Source organism: Pseudomonas khavaziana, assembly GCF_036704165.1.
GTDB classification, from domain to species: domain Bacteria; phylum Pseudomonadota; class Gammaproteobacteria; order Pseudomonadales; family Pseudomonadaceae; genus Aquipseudomonas; species Aquipseudomonas khavaziana.
Genome location: NZ_CP129946.1, coordinates 1,731,758 through 1,748,717, shown reverse-complemented (window position 1 = coordinate 1,748,717; position 16,960 = coordinate 1,731,758). Strand labels below are relative to the sequence as shown.

The 16,960-nt window shown below is 60.2% G+C and carries 17 protein-coding genes and 1 pseudogene; 12 read left to right on the top strand and 6 right to left on the bottom strand.

Translation table 11 applies throughout. The features are described 5' to 3' along the window. Positions 1–105 precede the first annotated feature (105 nt). The 8 genes from livH to QYQ93_RS07630 all read left to right on the top strand — a co-directional run bounded on the left by livH (position 106) and on the right by QYQ93_RS07630 (position 6,449). Complete coding sequence (livH, locus tag QYQ93_RS07665) at positions 106–1,029, top strand: high-affinity branched-chain amino acid ABC transporter permease LivH (protein ID WP_003193535.1); 924 nt, start codon at positions 106–108, stop codon at positions 1,027–1,029. After that, positions 1,026–2,279, top strand: coding sequence for a high-affinity branched-chain amino acid ABC transporter permease LivM (locus QYQ93_RS07660; protein WP_338476644.1), 1,254 nt, complete (start codon positions 1,026–1,028; stop codon positions 2,277–2,279). Before livH ends, QYQ93_RS07660 begins: the two co-directional genes overlap by 4 nt. Then, a complete protein-coding gene (gene livG, locus QYQ93_RS07655) occupies positions 2,276–3,043 on the top strand; it encodes a high-affinity branched-chain amino acid ABC transporter ATP-binding protein LivG (RefSeq protein ID WP_005785832.1) in 768 nt (255 codons plus the stop codon). The genes QYQ93_RS07660 and livG overlap by 4 nt, the downstream gene beginning before the upstream one ends. 1 nt (position 3,044) lies before the next feature. Continuing rightward, positions 3,045–3,746, top strand: a complete 702-nt coding sequence (locus QYQ93_RS07650; RefSeq protein ID WP_034118512.1) for an ABC transporter ATP-binding protein — start codon at positions 3,045–3,047, stop codon at positions 3,744–3,746. Positions 3,747–3,995: 249 nt separating this feature from the next. After that, positions 3,996–4,292 (top strand): DUF2282 domain-containing protein, encoded by a 297-nt coding sequence (locus tag QYQ93_RS07645; protein ID WP_043049981.1) that lies wholly within the window; start codon positions 3,996–3,998, stop codon positions 4,290–4,292. A 23-nt stretch (positions 4,293–4,315) separates the two neighbouring features. Continuing rightward, positions 4,316–5,194 carry a DUF692 domain-containing protein gene (locus tag QYQ93_RS07640; RefSeq protein WP_338476643.1) on the top strand — a complete coding sequence of 293 codons (879 nt, stop codon included), beginning with the start codon at positions 4,316–4,318 and terminating at the stop codon, positions 5,192–5,194. Further along, a complete protein-coding gene (locus QYQ93_RS07635; RefSeq protein ID WP_338476642.1) occupies positions 5,191–5,967 on the top strand; it encodes a DNA-binding domain-containing protein in 777 nt (258 codons plus the stop codon). Before QYQ93_RS07640 ends, QYQ93_RS07635 begins: the two co-directional genes overlap by 4 nt. Then, the gene (locus tag QYQ93_RS07630; RefSeq protein ID WP_124376785.1) at positions 5,964–6,449 is read left to right on the top strand and encodes a DoxX family protein; all 486 of its coding nucleotides are present in this window, start codon (positions 5,964–5,966) and stop codon (positions 6,447–6,449) included. Before QYQ93_RS07635 ends, QYQ93_RS07630 begins: the two co-directional genes overlap by 4 nt. On the opposite strand, the gene QYQ93_RS07625 is transcribed toward QYQ93_RS07630, so the two are convergent. Next, complete coding sequence (locus QYQ93_RS07625; protein ID WP_043049977.1) at positions 6,446–7,354, bottom strand: LysR family transcriptional regulator; 909 nt, start codon at positions 7,352–7,354, stop codon at positions 6,446–6,448. The genes QYQ93_RS07630 and QYQ93_RS07625 overlap by 4 nt on opposite strands. Positions 7,355–7,571: 217 nt before the next feature. Between QYQ93_RS07625 and QYQ93_RS07620 the strand changes: the two genes are divergently transcribed. The 3 genes from QYQ93_RS07620 to QYQ93_RS07610 all read left to right on the top strand — a co-directional run bounded on the left by QYQ93_RS07620 (position 7,572) and on the right by QYQ93_RS07610 (position 10,658). Continuing rightward, the gene (locus QYQ93_RS07620; RefSeq protein ID WP_043049976.1) at positions 7,572–8,171 is read left to right on the top strand and encodes a short chain dehydrogenase; all 600 of its coding nucleotides are present in this window, start codon (positions 7,572–7,574) and stop codon (positions 8,169–8,171) included. Between the two features lie 95 nt (positions 8,172–8,266). After that, a complete protein-coding gene (locus tag QYQ93_RS07615) occupies positions 8,267–8,938 on the top strand; it encodes a COG3650 family protein (RefSeq protein WP_124376783.1) in 672 nt (223 codons plus the stop codon). A gap of 106 nt (positions 8,939–9,044) precedes the next feature. Next, positions 9,045–10,658: an NAD(P)/FAD-dependent oxidoreductase gene (locus QYQ93_RS07610; protein WP_124376782.1), complete on the top strand. Its 1,614-nt coding sequence runs from the start codon at positions 9,045–9,047 to the stop codon at positions 10,656–10,658. Between the two features lie 452 nt (positions 10,659–11,110). Here the strand turns inward: QYQ93_RS07610 and QYQ93_RS07605 are convergent. Further along, positions 11,111–11,233: pseudogene (locus QYQ93_RS07605) on the bottom strand (outer membrane lipoprotein carrier protein LolA); the annotation flags it as partial. A 546-nt stretch (positions 11,234–11,779) separates the two neighbouring features. Continuing rightward, entirely contained in the window at positions 11,780–12,874 is a 1,095-nt protein-coding gene (locus QYQ93_RS07600) for a PLP-dependent cysteine synthase family protein (RefSeq protein WP_043051585.1), read from the bottom strand. A 216-nt stretch (positions 12,875–13,090) separates the two neighbouring features. Between QYQ93_RS07600 and nhaA the strand changes: the two genes are divergently transcribed. Further along, positions 13,091–14,266, top strand: a complete 1,176-nt coding sequence (nhaA, locus tag QYQ93_RS07595; protein WP_338476641.1) for a Na+/H+ antiporter NhaA — start codon at positions 13,091–13,093, stop codon at positions 14,264–14,266. A 75-nt stretch (positions 14,267–14,341) separates the two neighbouring features. Here nhaA and QYQ93_RS07590 read toward each other — a convergent pair whose 3' ends face one another. From QYQ93_RS07590 to QYQ93_RS07580, 3 genes are all read right to left on the bottom strand, one after another. Next, complete coding sequence (locus QYQ93_RS07590; protein WP_003189251.1) at positions 14,342–14,806, bottom strand: glycine zipper 2TM domain-containing protein; 465 nt, start codon at positions 14,804–14,806, stop codon at positions 14,342–14,344. Positions 14,807–15,070: 264 nt separating this feature from the next. Further along, positions 15,071–15,718, bottom strand: a complete 648-nt coding sequence (pdxH, locus tag QYQ93_RS07585) for a pyridoxamine 5'-phosphate oxidase (protein WP_043051583.1) — start codon at positions 15,716–15,718, stop codon at positions 15,071–15,073. Positions 15,719–15,745: 27 nt separating this feature from the next. Then, on the bottom strand, positions 15,746–16,897 hold the full coding sequence (locus tag QYQ93_RS07580; RefSeq protein WP_217880385.1) for an OmpA family protein: 1,152 nt from the start codon (positions 16,895–16,897) through the stop codon (positions 15,746–15,748). Positions 16,898–16,960 lie beyond the last annotated feature (63 nt).

Genomic DNA, 16,960 nt, shown 5'->3' with positions numbered 1-16,960 from the left:
GCGGTTCGCTGGCAAACGCTTTGTGCAACCTGGTCACAGAACAGGGCACCGAGCCGGAAATGACTCCACCAGTGAAATGCGTATCGGGTTTTTAGGAGCGCTGTAATGCCTGAGATCTATCATTTTTTCCAACAGCTGGTTAATGGCCTGACCATTGGCAGCACCTATGCCTTGATAGCCATTGGCTACACAATGGTTTACGGCATCATTGGAATGATCAACTTCGCCCATGGCGAGGTGTACATGATTGGTTCCTACGTGGCCTTCATCGCCCTCGCCGGGCTGGCCATGATGGGGATCCACTCCCTGCCGCTGTTGATGACCGCTGCGTTCCTGGCGTCGATCATCGTGACCAGTGCCTATGGCTACAGTATCGAGCGGGTTGCCTATCGTCCCTTGCGTGGCAGCAACCGTTTGATCCCGCTGATTTCCGCCATCGGCATGTCGATTTTCCTGCAGAACACCGTATTGCTGTCCCAGGACTCCAAGGACAAGTCCATTCCCAACCTGATCCCGGGGAGCATCTCCTTCGGCCCGGGTGGCGCACAAGAAGTGCTGATTTCGTACATGCAGATCCTGGTCTTCGTCGTCACCCTGGTGGCCATGCTGGGCCTGACCCTGTTCATCTCCCGCTCCCGTCTGGGGCGCGCCTGCCGGGCTTGCGCCGAAGATATCAAGATGGCCAACCTGCTGGGCATCAACACCAACAACATCATCGCCCTGACCTTCGTCATCGGTGCCGCACTGGCGGCCGTGGCGGCCGTGTTGCTGAGCATGCAATACGGCGTGATCAACCCCAACGCCGGTTTCCTGGTGGGCCTCAAGGCCTTTACCGCAGCGGTATTGGGCGGCATCGGCAGCATTCCGGGCGCCATGCTCGGCGGGCTGGTGCTGGGAGTGGCCGAAGCCTTTGGCGCCGATATCTTCGGTGACCAGTACAAGGACGTCGTGGCGTTCGGCCTGTTGGTTCTGGTGTTGTTGTTCCGTCCGACCGGCATCCTGGGTCGTCCGGAGGTTGAGAAAGTATGAGCAGATATCTTAAATCGGCGTTTTTCAGCGCCTTGCTGGTATGGGCCGTGGCCTTTCCGGTACTCGGTCTCAAGCTGAGCATTGTCGGCATCAACCTGGAAGTGCATGGCACCGGGCCGCTCACGCTGAGCGTGATTGCCGTGTGCTCGGTGCTGATGTTTTTGCGGGTACTGTTCACCCACCAGCTTGGTGCGTTGTTCAAGCGTAATCGTAGTCCGTTGGTTCCACCCAAGGTGAGCGAATTCCTGACTCTCCCGCGTACGCAGCGTTACATCATCATCGCCCTAGTCGCCGCCGCCCTCGTATGGCCGTTTTTTGGCTCCCGAGGCGCGGTGGATATCGGTATCTTGATCCTGATTTACGTGATGCTTGGCTTGGGGTTGAACATCGTAGTAGGTCTTGCGGGTTTGCTCGATCTGGGTTACGTAGGGTTTTACGCTGTTGGTGCTTACACCTATGCACTCCTATCGCACTACCTCGGTTGGGGCTTTTGGATCTGCCTACCAATCGCCGGAATGATGGCCGCAACTTTCGGTTTCCTCCTGGGTTTTCCAGTGTTGCGACTGCGCGGCGACTACCTGGCAATCGTAACGCTGGGCTTCGGTGAAATCATTCGTCTATTTCTTCGCAACCTGACGGACCTCACCGGAGGGCCAAACGGCATAAGCAACGTTCCCAAGCCAACGTTTTTCGGTCTTCCACTCGATAAAACCGCGCCTGATGGCGGGCAGACGTTCCATGAGTACTTCGGGTTGGTTTACAGCGGATCTGACAAGATAGTGTTTCTCTATCTAATTGCCCTGCTACTGGTGCTGGCGACGTTGTTCGTAATCAATCGCTTGCTGCGAATGCCGATCGGCCGAGCCTGGGAAGCACTACGGGAAGATGAGATCGCCTGTCGGGCTTTGGGTATGAACCCGACAGTCATCAAACTCTCGGCATTCACCCTCGGGGCGACATTCGCCGGTTTTGCCGGCAGCTTCTTTGCTGCACGTCAGGGGCTGGTTACACCGGAGTCGTTTACCTTCCTCGAGTCGGCGATCATTCTAGCAATTGTCGTATTGGGCGGGATGGGTTCACAACTGGGCGTTATTCTGGCTGCCGTGGTAATGACACTGCTCCCCGAACTGATGCGCGACTTTAGTGAATACCGCATGTTGATGTTCGGCGCCTTGATGGTGCTGATGATGATCTGGCGCCCTCAAGGCCTGCTGCCCATGCAACGTCCACACATGGAGCTGCGCAAATGAGCCGCGAGATCCTGAAAGTCGAAAACCTGAGCATGCGCTTCGGCGGTTTGCTGGCGGTCAATGGCGTGGCCCTGACCGTCAAAGAGAAACAAGTGGTAGCGCTGATCGGCCCCAACGGCGCCGGCAAGACCACGGTGTTCAACTGCCTTACCGGCTTCTACAAGCCGAGCGGTGGCAGCATCCTGCTGGATGGCCAGCCGATCCAGGGCCTGGCCGGCCACGAAATCGCCCGCAAAGGCGTGGTGCGTACCTTCCAGAACGTGCGGTTGTTCAAGGACATGACGGCGGTCGAGAACCTGTTGATCGCCCAGCACCGTCACTTGAACACCAACTTCTTCGCAGGCCTGTTCAAGACCCCGGCGTTCCGCAAGAGCGAGCGCGAGGCCATGGAGTACGCGGCGTACTGGCTGGACAAGGTCAACCTGACCGAGTTCGCCAACCGCCCGGCCGGCACCCTGGCCTATGGGCAGCAGCGTCGCCTGGAAATCGCCCGCTGCATGATGACCCGCCCGCGGATCCTCATGCTCGACGAACCTGCCGCCGGCCTGAACCCCAAGGAAACCGAAGACCTCAAGGCGTTGATCAGCGTACTGCGTGAGGAAAACAACGCCACGGTGCTGTTGATCGAACACGACATGAAACTGGTCATGAGCATTTCCGACCACATTGTCGTGATCAACCAGGGCACGCCGCTGGCCGACGGGACGCCGGAGCAGATCCGCGATAATCCTGAAGTGATCAAAGCCTACTTGGGGGAAGCGTAAAATGCTGCAATTCGAAAACGTTTCCACGTTCTACGGCAAGATCCAAGCCCTGCACGATGTCAATGTGGAAGTGCGCCAGGGTGAGATCGTCACCCTGATCGGCGCCAACGGTGCCGGCAAATCGACCTTGCTGATGACGTTATGCGGTTCACCCCAGGCCCACAGTGGCAGCATCCGCTACATGGGTGAAGAGTTGGTGGGCAAGCACTCCGCCGAAATCATGCGCAAGAGCATCGCCGTGGTACCGGAGGGTCGTCGGGTGTTCTCGCGCCTGACCGTGGAAGAGAACCTGGCCATGGGCGGGTTCTTCACCGACAAGGGCGACTATCAGGAGCAAATGGACAAGGTGCTGCACCTGTTCCCGCGCCTCAAGGAACGCTTCAGCCAGCGCGGCGGCACCATGTCCGGCGGCGAGCAGCAAATGCTCGCCATCGGCCGGGCGCTGATGAGCAAGCCCAAGCTGCTTCTGCTGGACGAACCGTCCCTGGGCCTGGCACCGATCATCATCCAGCAGATCTTCGACATCATCGAACAGCTGCGCAAGGACGGTGTAACGGTGTTCCTGGTGGAGCAGAACGCCAACCAGGCGCTGAAAATTGCTGACCGTGCCTATGTGCTGGAAAACGGCCGGGTGGTGATGCAGGGGACTGGCGAGCAACTGCTGACGGACCCGAAGGTGCGGGAGGCGTACCTTGGCGGCTAAGACCGGTAACTGAGTAAACCGGATCTAAATGTGGGAGGGGGCTTGCCCCCGATGGCAGGGTGACAGTCACTGCATCTGATGACTGAACCACCGCTATCGGGAGCAAGCCCCCTCCCACATTTTTTTGTGTGTACTGAAAGATTTTCGAATTATTTTCGAACTCTTTGTAACGAACTCACCCCCCCTCTCTCTAGTGGTGCAAGCAGGCAATCAAGCCCGCTCATTCAACCCACTGCTGGAGTTATACCCATGACCACCAAACTGTCCGCCGCCTCCCTCATCCTGGCCCTGGGCTCGGCCCTGAGCCTGTCCGCCCTGAGCACCACCGCCCATGCGGCCGACGACATGCAGAAGTGCTTCGGCGTGGCTGAAGCCGGCAAGAATGACTGCGCCGCGGGTGCAGGCACTTCCTGCGCTGGCACCTCCAAGACCAAAGACCAGGCCAACGCCTGGAAACTGGTGCCCGCCGGCACCTGCACCAAGACCCCAAGCACCACCTCGCCGACCGGCTTCGGCCAGGAAGCCGCCTTCACCGCCAAGTCCTGATCCCCCCGCAAGCCTGAGTACTGATGATGACGCCAACACCCGACTCCATGGTCTCACCGGCTCAGGCACCTGGCCTGCCCTTGCGGACCGGGCTTGGGCTGAAGACCCAGCACTTCACCCATGTACTAGAGACCTGCCCTGACATTGGTTTTTTCGAAGTACACGCCGAAAACTACATGGTGGCCGGCGGCCCATTTCATCACTACCTGGGCTTGATCCGCGCGCAGTACCCGCTGTCACTGCACGGCGTGGGCCTGTCCATCGGCGGCGAAGGCCCACTGGACCGCGAACACCTGGCGCGCCTGGCCATGCTGATCGAACGCTATCAACCCCAGTCTTTTTCCGAACATCTGGCCTGGTCCAGCCACGGCCCGGTGTTTCTCAATGATTTGCTGCCCCTGGCCTACGACGCCAGCACCCTGAGCCGGGTATGCGACCACGTCGACCAGGTACAAAGCACACTCAAGCGGCCGATGCTGTTGGAGAACCCCTCGACCTACCTGCAGTTCCAGCGCTCCACCCTGGACGAGACCGACTTCATCGGCGAGATCATCCGCCGCACCGGTTGCGGCCTGCTGCTCGACGTCAACAACGTCTATGTCTCCTGTATCAATCACCAGCGCGACCCACTTGCCTATATCGATGCCCTGCCATTGCGCGCAGTCGGTGAGATTCATCTGGCGGGCTTTGCTGAAGACACCGACAGCCTGGGTGACCGCCTGCTGATCGATGATCACGGCGCGCCTATCGATAACGCCGTGTGGCAGTTGTACGAACAGGTACTGGCACGGACCGGGCCGGTAGCCACGCTGATCGAACGGGATAATCAGGTCCCGGCGTTCAGCGTGCTGCAAGCCGAGGCGCAGCAAGCCCAATGGTATTTGTCGCAGGTAGCCCGATGAGTATTCAACAGGCATTTGCTCAGGCTTTGCTGACGCCCGCCGCAGCCTGTCCCGAAGGTGTGTTCAGCAGCAACGGTGCCGACCCGGCGAGCCGCTTCGCGGTGTATCGCAATAACGTTCACAGCTCCTTGATCAATGGACTGGCGGCTGCTTATCCGGTGGTGCGGCGATTGGTCGGCGATGAGTTTTTCCACGCCATGGCCGGCCTGTACGTCCAGGCTTATCCGCCCACTAGCCCGTTGATCAGCGAATACGGCAACTTTTTGGCTGACTTTATCCAAGGGTTTGAGCCGGCTTCGAGCGTGCCTTACCTGGCAGATATAGCGCGATTGGAACGCCTGCGGGTCCGCGCCTACCACGCGGCGGATCGCCAGGTGCTGCACCAGCCCAGCGTTCTTCAACAACTGCAAGGCGCAGAGCAACTGGGGCATCTGCGTGTGCAACTGCACCCGTCGCTCGCCACGCTGAACTCCCCCTACGCAATCGTCGCGGTATGGGCCGCGCACCAGGCCGAGGACGCTATCGCCACGTTGAACCCCTGGCATGCCCAGGGCGCACTGGTCTTGCGCCAAGGGCTGGCGGTCAAGGTTTTCGCCATCGACAGTGGCTCGGTCATCTTTATCAATAGCCTCAAGCACGGCGCCAGGATAGAGGTGGCCGTTACCAATGCGCTTGAAAACGCGGCCGAATTCGACCTGCACCAATGTCTCACGCTGTTGATCAGCCACGACGCCATTACTCATTTGCATCTGGAACAAAAGGTATCGTCATGAACACGCCCGCTCCCTGCCTGGTAAAACGGGCCGTCGCCCTGTTCGAAAACATCCCCTACAGCCTGATCGCGTTTATTGCGCGATTTTCCATTGCGGCAGTGTTCTGGAAATCCGGGCAAACCAAAGTCGAAGGCTTTGCCATCGACCTGGTCAGCGGCACATTCCAATGGGGCGAGCCCAAGCTTGCTGCGTCGGCGTTGTGGCTGTTTCGCAGCGAGTACCACGTGCCGTTGCTGTCGCCGGAAGTGGCCGCGCATCTGGCGACCTTTGCCGAGCACTTTTTCCCGGTGCTGATCCTGCTGGGGTTGGCCACGCGCTTCTCGGCCCTGGCCCTGATCGGCATGACCTTGACCATCCAGTTGTTCGTCTACCCGGATGCCTATCCGACCCACGGCACCTGGATTGCGCTGCTGTTGCTGTTGCTCGCCAAGGGGCCGGGCAGCCTGTCCATCGACCACTGGATTGCCCGTCGCTTGCGTTAAAGTCGATCCAACGCCTCGCCGCTGCGCCTGAACCAGTCCACCAGGTAATCGACCAATACCTGGGTGCGCCGCGGCAGGCCACCCTGGTAGGGATGCACCAGGTACATCGGCATGCTGCGTGTCTGATAGTCGCGCAGCAGCCAGCGTAACCGGCCGTCAGCCAGTTCCTTCGGTAATACGTAGGACGGCAGACGCGCGATACCGGCGCCCACCAGCGCGGCTTTTTTCAGCAGGTTGTAGTGGTTGGAGGCAAACGTGCCGCTCACCCGTACCCGCAGCAATTCGTGTTGCTGGTGATACAGCCATTCCTCGCGGCCGCTGTAGTGACTGTTGAGCAAACAGATGTGTGTCGCCAGGTCCGCCGGGGTCAGTGGTTCACCGTGCTGTTCCAGATAGGCCGGGCTGGCGCAGGTCATCTCGCGCCACGCCAGCAGAGGCTTGGCCACCAGGCGTTCATGTTCGATGGCGCCGGAGCGTACGCCCAAATCAAAACCATCCCGGGCCAAGTCGCGGTAACTGTTGTTAAGCTCCAGTTCGACCTGCACCTGCGGGTATTGCTTGGAGAACTCCAGCAATAAGCCATCAAAGAAGGTCTCACCCAACGAGACCGGAACGGTCATGCGCACAGGGCCGGTCAAATCATCTTTGAGCCGCGCCAATGCCTGGCGCGCGCGCTCCACCTGCACCACCAACGCTTGTGCCTGGGGCAGCAACGCCGCGCCGGCGGCGGTGAGGCTCAGTTTGCGCGTCGTACGGTGCAGCAGCACCACGGCAAACTGCGCTTCCAACTGGCTGATGCGCTTGGACAGCTGCCCCTTGCTGCAACCCAGTTGCTCGGCGGCCAGGGTAAAGCTGCCTGCTTCAATCAGCACCGCGAAGGCCGCCAGATCATCCATTTCGCTCATGGATTGTTTCCATTTGAAAACCAAAGGTTGCCTATTAGCTCGTTTATCCGCTGAAAAAGCCACACTAGACTCAATGCAAATCCCAACTCCTGTAGGAGCGAGCTTGCTCGGGAAGAACGTCAACGATCACGCGGTAAGCCTGATTGCACGCCGGCGACCTTGAGCTTTTCGCGAGCAAGCTCGCTCCTACAAGTAATTAGCCCAGAGGAACAGCATGATGAAAATCCTATTGATTGGTGCCAGCGGCACAGTCGGTTCGGCAGTGAAGGCGCAGCTGAGCCAGCGTCACGAAGTGATCAGCATCGGACGCACCAGCGGCGATTTCCAGGTGGACATCAGCGACAGCGCTTCGATTCGTAAATTGTTTGAGCAAACCGGCAAGTTCGACGCACTGGTCTGCGCAGCGGGCAACGTCAACTTCGTAGCCTTGGGTGAGATGAGCGAAAGCGACTTTGAACTGGGCCTGCGTGACAAACTGATGGGCCAGGTCAACCTGCTGCTGATCGGTCGCGAGTATGCCAACGACGGCGCTTCGTTCACCTTCACCAGCGGCATCCTGAACCGTGATCCGATCCGCACCGGCGCCTCGGCGGCGTTGGTCAACGGTGCACTGGATGCGTTCGTCAAAGCGGCCGCCATTGAATTGCCACGCGGCTTGCGCATTAACTCGGTGAGCCCGACGGTGCTGTTGGAGGCCATGGGCAGCTATGCACCGTATTTCCGTGGCTACAAACCAGCCCCAGCTGCCGATGTGGCACTGGCTTACGCAAAAAGCGTCGAGGGCCTACAAACCGGCCAGACCTTTATCGTCGGCTGAATTTGATGTCTGTCAGAAACCCCTGAAGCCGGCGAGCGGGCTTGTGATGCAGCGCCAGGCTGCGTAACGTGGCGGCACTTGTTTGGAGACCCAATATGCGTGCCGCCCGTACCCTCGCCCTGTGTGCCTTGCTTCCTTTGTTCACCGCTTGCCAGCTGTTTGAAAGCGAGCCAGCCAAACCGTCTACCGTCGGGCTGACCCGGATGCAGGGTGAATTGACCGCGGTGGACGGCAAGCTGTTGTTCCAGCCGTGCGGCGACCAGCGTAACTACGTGGTCAAGGATACCGGCGGCACCAGCATCCTGCAGGAAGCGGCCTCCCTGGCCGGCCAGCAAGGCGCACTGTTTGCCGACCTGCGCGGCAAGTTTTCCGGGGTTGCCACCGGCACCCAGGGCGAAGTGGACCTGCAACAGCTGTACCGCGTCGAACGCTCGACCTCTGCCTGTACCGACCCGGACTTCAAGCGCATGATCCTGCGCGCCAACGGCCATAAACCGGCCTGGGCGATGAATGTCACGGCCAAGGGCATGGTGCTGGAACGTGAGGGCCAACCGCCGCTGGCAGTGCCGTACGTCGAAGAACAGCTGGGCGACGGCCGCTTCAACCTGATGACCGAAGCCAATAACCAGCACATCGAACTGTGGGTGGCACCCCAGCGCTGCGTCGACAGCGTGAGCGGCAGCCTGCAACACATGAGCGCCGAGTTGCGGGTTAACGGTCAGGTGCAGCGTGGTTGCGCAGCGTTTGGCGGCTCGCGGGACGACTGATTCGACCCTGCGCTGTTTTAACCTGACGGAAAGTCGCCATTGGGGCTTATAATCGCCGGTTTGCAAAACAGCCGGCCTTCTCGCCCGCCGCCTACCGGATCCTGTCATGTTACGAATCACCGAACTCAAGCTGCCCATCGACCATCCCGAAGAAGACCTGCGGCCAGCCATCGTGCAGCGCCTGGGCATCGCCAGTGATGACCTGCTCGATTTCACCCTGTTCAAACGCAGCTACGACGCCCGTAAAAAATCGTCGGAGCTGTGCTTCATCTACACCATCGACTTGAACGTGAAGGGCGAAGCCGCCCTGCTGCTCAAGTTTGCCGACGACCGCAACGTCAACCCGGCTCCCGACGTCAGCTACAAGGTGGTGGGCCAGGCGCCGGCAGACCTGGTCGAGCGGCCGATCGTGGTGGGGTTTGGGCCCTGCGGGATCTTCGCCGGGCTGCTGCTGGCACAGATGGGCTTCAAGCCGATCATCCTCGAGCGCGGCAAGGAAGTGCGTCAACGTACCAAGGACACCTGGGGCCTGTGGCGTAAAAGCGTGCTCAACCCCGAGTCCAACGTGCAATTCGGTGAAGGCGGCGCCGGCACCTTCTCCGACGGCAAGCTCTACAGCCAGATCAAGGACCCGAAATTCCACGGCCGCAAGGTGCTGCACGAGTTCGTCAAGGCCGGCGCGCCGGAAGAGATCCTCTACGTCAGCAAGCCCCATATCGGCACCTTCCGCCTGACCGGCGTGGTGGAAAACATGCGCGAGCAGATCATCGCCCTCGGCGGTGAAGTGCGCTTCGAGCAACGCGTCACCGACGTATTGATCGAAGAGGGGCAGTTGAACGGCGTGGTCGTCGACGGCGGCGAGCAGATTCTCTCCAGGCATGTGATTCTTGCCCTGGGCCACAGCGCCCGCGACACCTTCCGCATGCTCCATGGCCGCGGCGTGTACATGGAGGCCAAGCCGTTCTCGGTGGGTTTCCGTATCGAGCACCCGCAGTCGCTGATCGACGCCGCACGCCTGGGCAAATACGCCGGCCACCCGAAACTGGGCGCGGCCGACTACAAGCTGGTGCACCATGCCAAGAACGGCCGTTCGGTCTATAGCTTCTGCATGTGCCCGGGCGGCACGGTGGTGGCCGCGACCTCGGAACCCAATCGCGTCGTGACCAACGGCATGAGCCAATACTCGCGTAACGAGCGCAACGCCAACTCCGGCATCGTGGTCGGTATCACGCCCGAGGTGGATTACCCAGGTGGCCCGCTGGCCGGTATCGAGTTGCAGGAGCGCCTGGAGTCCCACGCCTACATCCTCGGCGGCAGCAACTACGAGGCCCCGGCGCAGTTGGTGGGCGACTTTATCGCCGGCAAACCATCCACTGCCCTCGGCAGTGTAGAACCGTCCTACAAGCCCGGCGTGTCATTGGGCGACCTGGCCCTGGCCTTGCCGGACTTCGCCATCGAGGCCATCCGCGAAGCCTTGCCGGCGTTCGAGAAGCAGATCAAGGGCTACTCGCTGCACGATGCGGTGTTGACGGGGATCGAGACCCGCACCTCGTCACCGTTGCGCATCACCCGCGATGAGTCGATGCAGAGCCTGAACGTAAAAGGCCTGTTCCCGGCCGGGGAAGGCGCGGGTTATGCCGGCGGGATCCTGTCGGCGGGGGTTGACGGGATTCGGATCGCCGAGGCGTTGGCGCGGGATATGTTGGGCATCGAAGCCTGAGAACACTGCAGTAAAAAATGTGGGAGCCCCCATCACATCTTCGATGTGACGCTGTCGCGCAGCAAACTAGGGAGCTAGCTCCCGTGGCGGCCTGACAGCCGAGCAGGATGTTGGTTTTCGGCCTGGGTACATATCCGTTATTTGGGCAACGGCCACTTATGGTTCCGCTTTTACAGCGGGTCACTTTCGAAAAGCGCGAAAGTAACCAAAGCGCTTTTGCCCCACCACTCGGCACCTCGCCTAGGCTCGGTGTGCCCTCACTCCGGCTTGAATCCGTGGGCCGCCGTCATGGGCCATCCCTGGCCCAGGACGGCTAACCCGGCGTCCTGCCGGGTTACCCACGGCTTCAAGCCTGCGTTCGGCCAGCGTGGTTTAACGGGGCGCCTAAGATCAAAAGCAAGATCAAGAGCGACTCGCTGCGCATCGTAGATACGCTGGCGGCGCGTCTGCTTTACTGTAGGAGCGAGCTTGCTCGCGAAAAACCTGAGAACGCCGCGTTCTGTCTGGTTTCCAGCGTCATCGTTAACGACCTTCGCGGGCAAGCCCGCTCCCACAGGGGTACGCGCACACTTCAACGATCAGGTCGGCTATAAGGCCGCCTCGCTGTGTTTTTGATCTAAGGCGCCCCGTTAAACCACGCTGGCCGGAATTCGACAGGGATTTGGGGGGTAAACCGGCAGGGATGCCGGTTTAGCCGCCCCGCGCCATGGATGGCGCGGGGCGGCGGCCCCCCAAATCCATGGCGGATTACGGGCACACCGAGCCCGAGCGAGGTGCCGAGTGGTGGGGCAAGAGCGTTTTGCTTACTTTGCCGCTTTTGCAAAGTGAGCCGCCGTAAGGGCGGAACCTATAGTGGCCGTTACCTAAGCAACGGATATGTACTCGCCCCAACAACCCAACAACCCGGTCACATCGTCGACGTGGCGCCGTCGCGCAGCAACCCAGGCCGCCTCCAAAATATCCGGTGTTAAGACTAAATTTTAACTCTATAAAATCAGTAGTTTACTTGTAGTTTGATAAGAGGGGGCTTGCTCCCGATAGCAGTGGTTCAGTCACAGTATTTTTGACTGACACACCGCAATCGGGAGCAAGCCCCCTCCCACATTTTGATTTGCGGTGGGTCAGATATTGGCGCGCAGGATGGTGTTGGGCAACGGTTCACCGCGCTCGACACTCGCCGCCACCGCCGCAATCAACCCTTCCAGCTCATACCCCTGCCCCGCCAACCACGCCTGATCATAATAGGTGGTGGCATAACGCTCGCCGCCATCACACAAGATCGCCACGATCGACCCCGACTCCCCGGCCGCTTTCATCTGTTGCGCCGCTATCAAGGCGCCGATCAGGTTGGTCCCGCTGGAACCGCCAACCCGTCGCCCCAGACGCTCGGCCAGATAATGCATGGCCGCCAGTGACAACGCATCTGGCACCTTGACCATCGCATCAATCACCGCAGGCAGAAACGACGCTTCCACTCGCGGCCGACCAATCCCTTCGATCCGTGAGCCACACTCCAGGCGCAGGTTGGCGTCGCCGCTCTGGTAGAAGTCGAAGAACACCGACCGTTCGGCATCGGCACACAGCACGCGGGTACAATGCTGGCGATAACGCACATAACGGCCCAGGGTCGCGGTAGTGCCGCCGGTGCCGGGGCTGGAAATCAACCAGCTGGGCTCCGGGTGCTGTTCAAAGCGCATCTGTTGGAAGATCGACTCGGCGATGTTGTTATTCGCACGCCAGTCGGTAGCACGTTCGGCATAGGTGAACTGGTCCATGAAATGACCACCGCTTTCCCTGGCCAGGCGTTCGGATTCAGCGTAGATCTGCGTCGGATCCTGAACCAGATGACTCTCTCCACCATAAAAGGCGATTTGGGCGATCTTCTCCTGGGATGTAGTAGCAGGCATGACCGCGATAAACGGCAAGCCCAGCAGGCGAGCGAAGTAGGCTTCGGAGATCGCCGTGGAACCACTCGATGCTTCAATCACCGGTGCACCAGGCTTGAGCCAGCCATTGCACAGTGCGTACAGGAACAGTGAACGGGCCAGCCGGTGTTTCAGGCTACCGGTGGGGTGGCTGGACTCGTCCTTGAAGTACAACTCGATGCCGGGCAACCCGGGCAGCGGCAATGGAATCAGGTGGGTGTCGGCGCTCCGCTGGAAGTCCGCTTCGATGATGCGAATGGCTTCGCGGGCCCAGGTACGGGGGTCGCTCATGATGAGTTCTCTAAAGGTTTTCAGTCTCGATCTTAGGATGTTTCCTACACTCCACACAGATACAGTAACGACTCAATTGGACACACAATTGCTAGTCTTTGGCGCGTCGACAACTCGGCCAGTTTCTTATAACAAATAAGAATATAACTTTTGTTTTAACAACTAACAGTACGGGTTAGGGTACCCACCTATTGAACCTGGAATGGAGAGCATCCCTTGCCTCTGCGTAGCACTTTCACCCGTTTCTTCCAGCTGGAAGCCGCCAGTGGCCTGTTGCTGATCGCCGCTGCCGCCTTGGCGCTGATCATTAACAACTCGCCGTTGTCGCACCTGTACAACGCCTTCCTCGAGACCCCGGTGGTCACACAGGTGGGAGCGTTGACCATCGCCAAGCCGGCGCTGCTGTGGATCAATGACGGCCTGATGGCCCTGTTCTTCCTGTTGATCGGCCTGGAGGTCAAGCGCGAACTCCTCGACGGCCACCTGTCCAAGCCCTCCCAAGTGGTACTGCCCGGCGCAGCAGCCATCGGCGGCATGGTGGTGCCGGCACTGATCTACTGGGCGCTGAACAAGGACAACCCCGCCGCCCTCGCCGGCTGGGCGATCCCCATGGCCACGGATATTGCGTTCGCCCTGGGTGTCCTGGCCCTGCTGGGCAAGCGCGTACCGGTGTCGCTGAAGCTGTTCCTGATGACCCTGGCAATTATTGACGACCTCGGTGCCATCATCGTCATTGCGTTGTTCTATTCCGCCGACTTGTCCGGCGCATCCCTGGCTGGCGCGGGTGCTTGCCTGATTGCCTTGATTGCGATGAACCGCCTGGGCGTGATCAAGCTTGGGCCCTACCTGATCATCGGCCTGATCCTGTGGGTGTGTGTACTCAAGAGCGGTGTGCATGCCACGCTGGCCGGGGTGACCCTGGCGTTCTGCATTCCACTGCGTACCAAAAATGCCGAAACCTCACCGCTATTGACGCTGGAACACGCCCTGCACCCCTGGGTGGCCTACGCCATCCTGCCGCTCTTCGCATTCGCCAATGCTGGCGTCTCCCTCAGCGGCGTCAGCCTGGACAGCTTCACCCACCACGTGCCCATGGGCATCGCCGCCGGCCTGTTGATCGGCAAGACCGTCGGTGTGTTCGGCCTGACTTGGCTGGCGATCAAGACCGGTATCGCCTCGCTGCCCACCGGCGCCAACTGGGGCCAAGTGCTTGGCGTGGCGATCCTGTGCGGGATCGGCTTCACCATGAGCCTGTTTGTCGGCTCCCTGGCGTTTGTGCCGGGAGCCAGTGAGTTTGCCGGTGAAGACCGCATGGGCATTCTGACCGGGTCGATCCTGGCGGCCTTTATCGGGTACGCGGTGACGGCAATGGCGAGTCGCAAGAAAGCCTGACCCTCTGGGAAAACAGCATAAAAAAACCCCAACCGGTCACCCGGCTGGGGTTTTTCTTTGCCTGTTCGCTAGCGCTTAGCGGGTAACACGGCTGGTACCGTCAACGGTCATGATGCGTACGCGGTCGCCGATGCGGAAGATTTCATTTTCCTGCACGGCTTGTACGTAGGCACGCATGCTGCCGTCGTCTTCGCGAACGGTGATTTCCACGCCCTGGGTACGGGTCAGGCCTTCTTCAGTGGCCGAGCCCAACAGACCACCAGCGACCGCGCCGATCACTGCGGTGACGATGCTGCCACGGCCGCCACCGATGGCGCTGCCGCCAACGCCGCCGATGACTGCGCCTGCGGCGCCGCCGATTGGGGTCTTGGTGCCTTCGATTTTCACCGGACGCAGGGATTCGATGGTGCCCATGCGCACGGTCTGTACACGACGCGCCTCATCGCGAGAGTACGAGTCGCCGGTCAGACTCGAGGCGCAGCCACCCAGGAGCAACGACAGGGTGGTAAAGCAGGCAACTAGTAAAACGGACTTACGCATAGCATCAACTCCAAAGGACAGGTATTCATTAAACGCTCTGGCTTGGCGCCTGTCACGGCAAGCCAGGCAAAAAATTGTTTTCATTCAGCCTGAGTACAGACTGCAAGCACCAGAAAACTCGACGAACGGTAACCAAGGTTATGGCACCGAACGATGCCATGACCTGTTGATCAGTGTAGCCGCGCAGCCGAAAGCACCGAGGTCTCTTGATCAGGGACTCCAGCGCAATAGCTTTGATTCAGGCGGGATGACGAAAGGTGAGGCTCAGGGCGCCAGGCGCTCGCGGGACCATTGAGCCCCTTGCAGACGATAGTTGAGGCGGTCATGCAGGCGGCTGGCGCGGCCTTGCCAGAACTCGATGCGCTCGGGCAGCAAACGGTACCCACCCCAATGCTCAGGGCAGTCGGGCTGGGTATCACTGAAACGCTGTTCCGTGGCCTTGAGCAGTTCCTGCAGTTCCTCGCGGTCACGAATGACCTGGCTCTGTGGAGAAGCCCAAGCCCCCAGGCGGCTGCCCAAAGGACGTACCTGGTAATAGGCGTCCGACTCTTCAGGGGTGACCTTGACCACGCGCCCTTCAATGCGCACCTGGCGTTCCAGGGTCGGCCAGAAGAAGGTCATGGCCGCAAACGGCCGCGCCGCGAGTTGTTCACCCTTGGCGCTCTGATAGTTGGTGAAGAAGGTAAAGCCCTGTGCATCCAGGCCCTTGAGCAACAGGATACGACAGTGCGGGCGACCGTCCTGGTCGACCGTCGCCAGGGTCATGGCATTGGCCTCCACCGGCGGCTGTTCGGTTTTCACCGCGTCGCCAAACCACTGGTGGAACAATGCAAACGGTTCGTCCGGGGCCTGGGCCTCGCTCAAACCGTCCCGTGTGTAGTCACGGCGCATATCGGCCAGTGCCTGGGTCATGCGGCTTTATCCTCGTGGTTCAACGGCTCAGTTCTTCGCCTGGTCGTTCGAAGCGGGTGCAGCAGCCTTGGCTTTGGCCGCAGCGGGTTTCTTCGCTGCCGGTTTGGCTGCGGCCTTTTTAGCCGCGGGCTTGGCAGCAGCTTTCTTGGCCGGGGCCTTTTTGGCTGGCGCTTTTGCCTTTGCCGCGGGTGCCGGGGCTGGAACATCTTGCACGGCAACCATTTCAGCAACAGGCGGGGTCTTGCCCGAGTTGTACTTGCTCAGCAGTGCCAACATCGTTGTACGCTGAGTGAACATGATTTCCATGCGACGGTTCAGCGCACGGCCCTGATTGCTGTCGTTGGCGGCACGCGGCATAAGGTCGCCCATGCCACGCAGCATCAGGCGATCCTGCTTCAAACCACTGAGGCTGAAAATCGACGCAATCGACTGCGCACGTTCCTTGCTCAACGCCTGGCTAGCCGGCGCGCTGCCAGTGGCGTCGACGTGGCCCAGGACCAGTACGGCAGTCTTTGGATCAGCCTCGACAGCCTTGGCTACACGGGTGAACGGGCCCAGGGTCACCGGCAGCAACATCGCCGGGCGCTTCGGGTTGTAGGAACCGTCGACAGGGGCAATCACTACCAGCACGTTGTCGCGACGCTCAAGTTGCAGGGTACTGCCCTTGATGGCCTCACGCAGGCGTGGTTCGTAGTCATCCAGCCAGGCTTGGGTGATTTTCGGGTCAGGCATCTGCACGTTGGTCACGTCGACCTTGGCCAAGGGCTTTGGCTTGCTTTCGAACGGCCACCACCAGTGGGGCCCGGTGTCGGTCTTGGCGACCACAGGCGCCGCGTCCGACGTCGGGGTGGCGGCCTTGAGGTCGGCTTTCAGGTCAGCCTTGGCATCGGCGGCCTTTTCTTCGGCACTCTTGGTGGAGAACGGCCACCAACTGTAACCGGTGTCAGCCTTGGCAGCTGGAGCGGGTGCAGCAGCAGCGGCGACGGGCTCAACAGGCTTGGCGCCCGCGGCAGGCTTGGCATCGGGCTTGGCGTCGGTTTGGGACACTGCGTCCTTGGTCGCAGTCTTGTCCGATCCGAATGACCACCAATGCCCACCTTCGGCATCATTTTGGGGAGTTTGTGCGCAACCCGTAATAGTGAGGCACAGCGCCAGTGCCAAGGACTTGTTCGATAACATGAGATATCCACAAAATGAGAAAAAACCAGGGGGGTCTCGTGACCCGTTAAACCGACGCTTAAG

Coding starts and splice junctions, on each gene's coding strand:
- livH (WP_003193535.1), top strand. CDS start 106: ATGCCTGAGATCTATCATTTTTTCCAACAGCTGGTTAATGGCCTGACC.
- QYQ93_RS07660 (WP_338476644.1), top strand. CDS start 1,026: ATGAGCAGATATCTTAAATCGGCGTTTTTCAGCGCCTTGCTGGTATGG.
- livG (WP_005785832.1), top strand. CDS start 2,276: ATGAGCCGCGAGATCCTGAAAGTCGAAAACCTGAGCATGCGCTTCGGC.
- QYQ93_RS07650 (WP_034118512.1), top strand. CDS start 3,045: ATGCTGCAATTCGAAAACGTTTCCACGTTCTACGGCAAGATCCAAGCC.
- QYQ93_RS07645 (WP_043049981.1), top strand. CDS start 3,996: ATGACCACCAAACTGTCCGCCGCCTCCCTCATCCTGGCCCTGGGCTCG.
- QYQ93_RS07640 (WP_338476643.1), top strand. CDS start 4,316: ATGATGACGCCAACACCCGACTCCATGGTCTCACCGGCTCAGGCACCT.
- QYQ93_RS07635 (WP_338476642.1), top strand. CDS start 5,191: ATGAGTATTCAACAGGCATTTGCTCAGGCTTTGCTGACGCCCGCCGCA.
- QYQ93_RS07630 (WP_124376785.1), top strand. CDS start 5,964: ATGAACACGCCCGCTCCCTGCCTGGTAAAACGGGCCGTCGCCCTGTTC.
- QYQ93_RS07625 (WP_043049977.1), bottom strand. CDS start 7,354: ATGAGCGAAATGGATGATCTGGCGGCCTTCGCGGTGCTGATTGAAGCA.
- QYQ93_RS07620 (WP_043049976.1), top strand. CDS start 7,572: ATGAAAATCCTATTGATTGGTGCCAGCGGCACAGTCGGTTCGGCAGTG.
- QYQ93_RS07615 (WP_124376783.1), top strand. CDS start 8,267: ATGCGTGCCGCCCGTACCCTCGCCCTGTGTGCCTTGCTTCCTTTGTTC.
- QYQ93_RS07610 (WP_124376782.1), top strand. CDS start 9,045: ATGTTACGAATCACCGAACTCAAGCTGCCCATCGACCATCCCGAAGAA.
- QYQ93_RS07600 (WP_043051585.1), bottom strand. CDS start 12,874: ATGAGCGACCCCCGTACCTGGGCCCGCGAAGCCATTCGCATCATCGAA.
- QYQ93_RS07590 (WP_003189251.1), bottom strand. CDS start 14,806: ATGCGTAAGTCCGTTTTACTAGTTGCCTGCTTTACCACCCTGTCGTTG.
- pdxH (WP_043051583.1), bottom strand. CDS start 15,718: ATGACCCAGGCACTGGCCGATATGCGCCGTGACTACACACGGGACGGT.
- QYQ93_RS07580 (WP_217880385.1), bottom strand. CDS start 16,897: ATGTTATCGAACAAGTCCTTGGCACTGGCGCTGTGCCTCACTATTACG.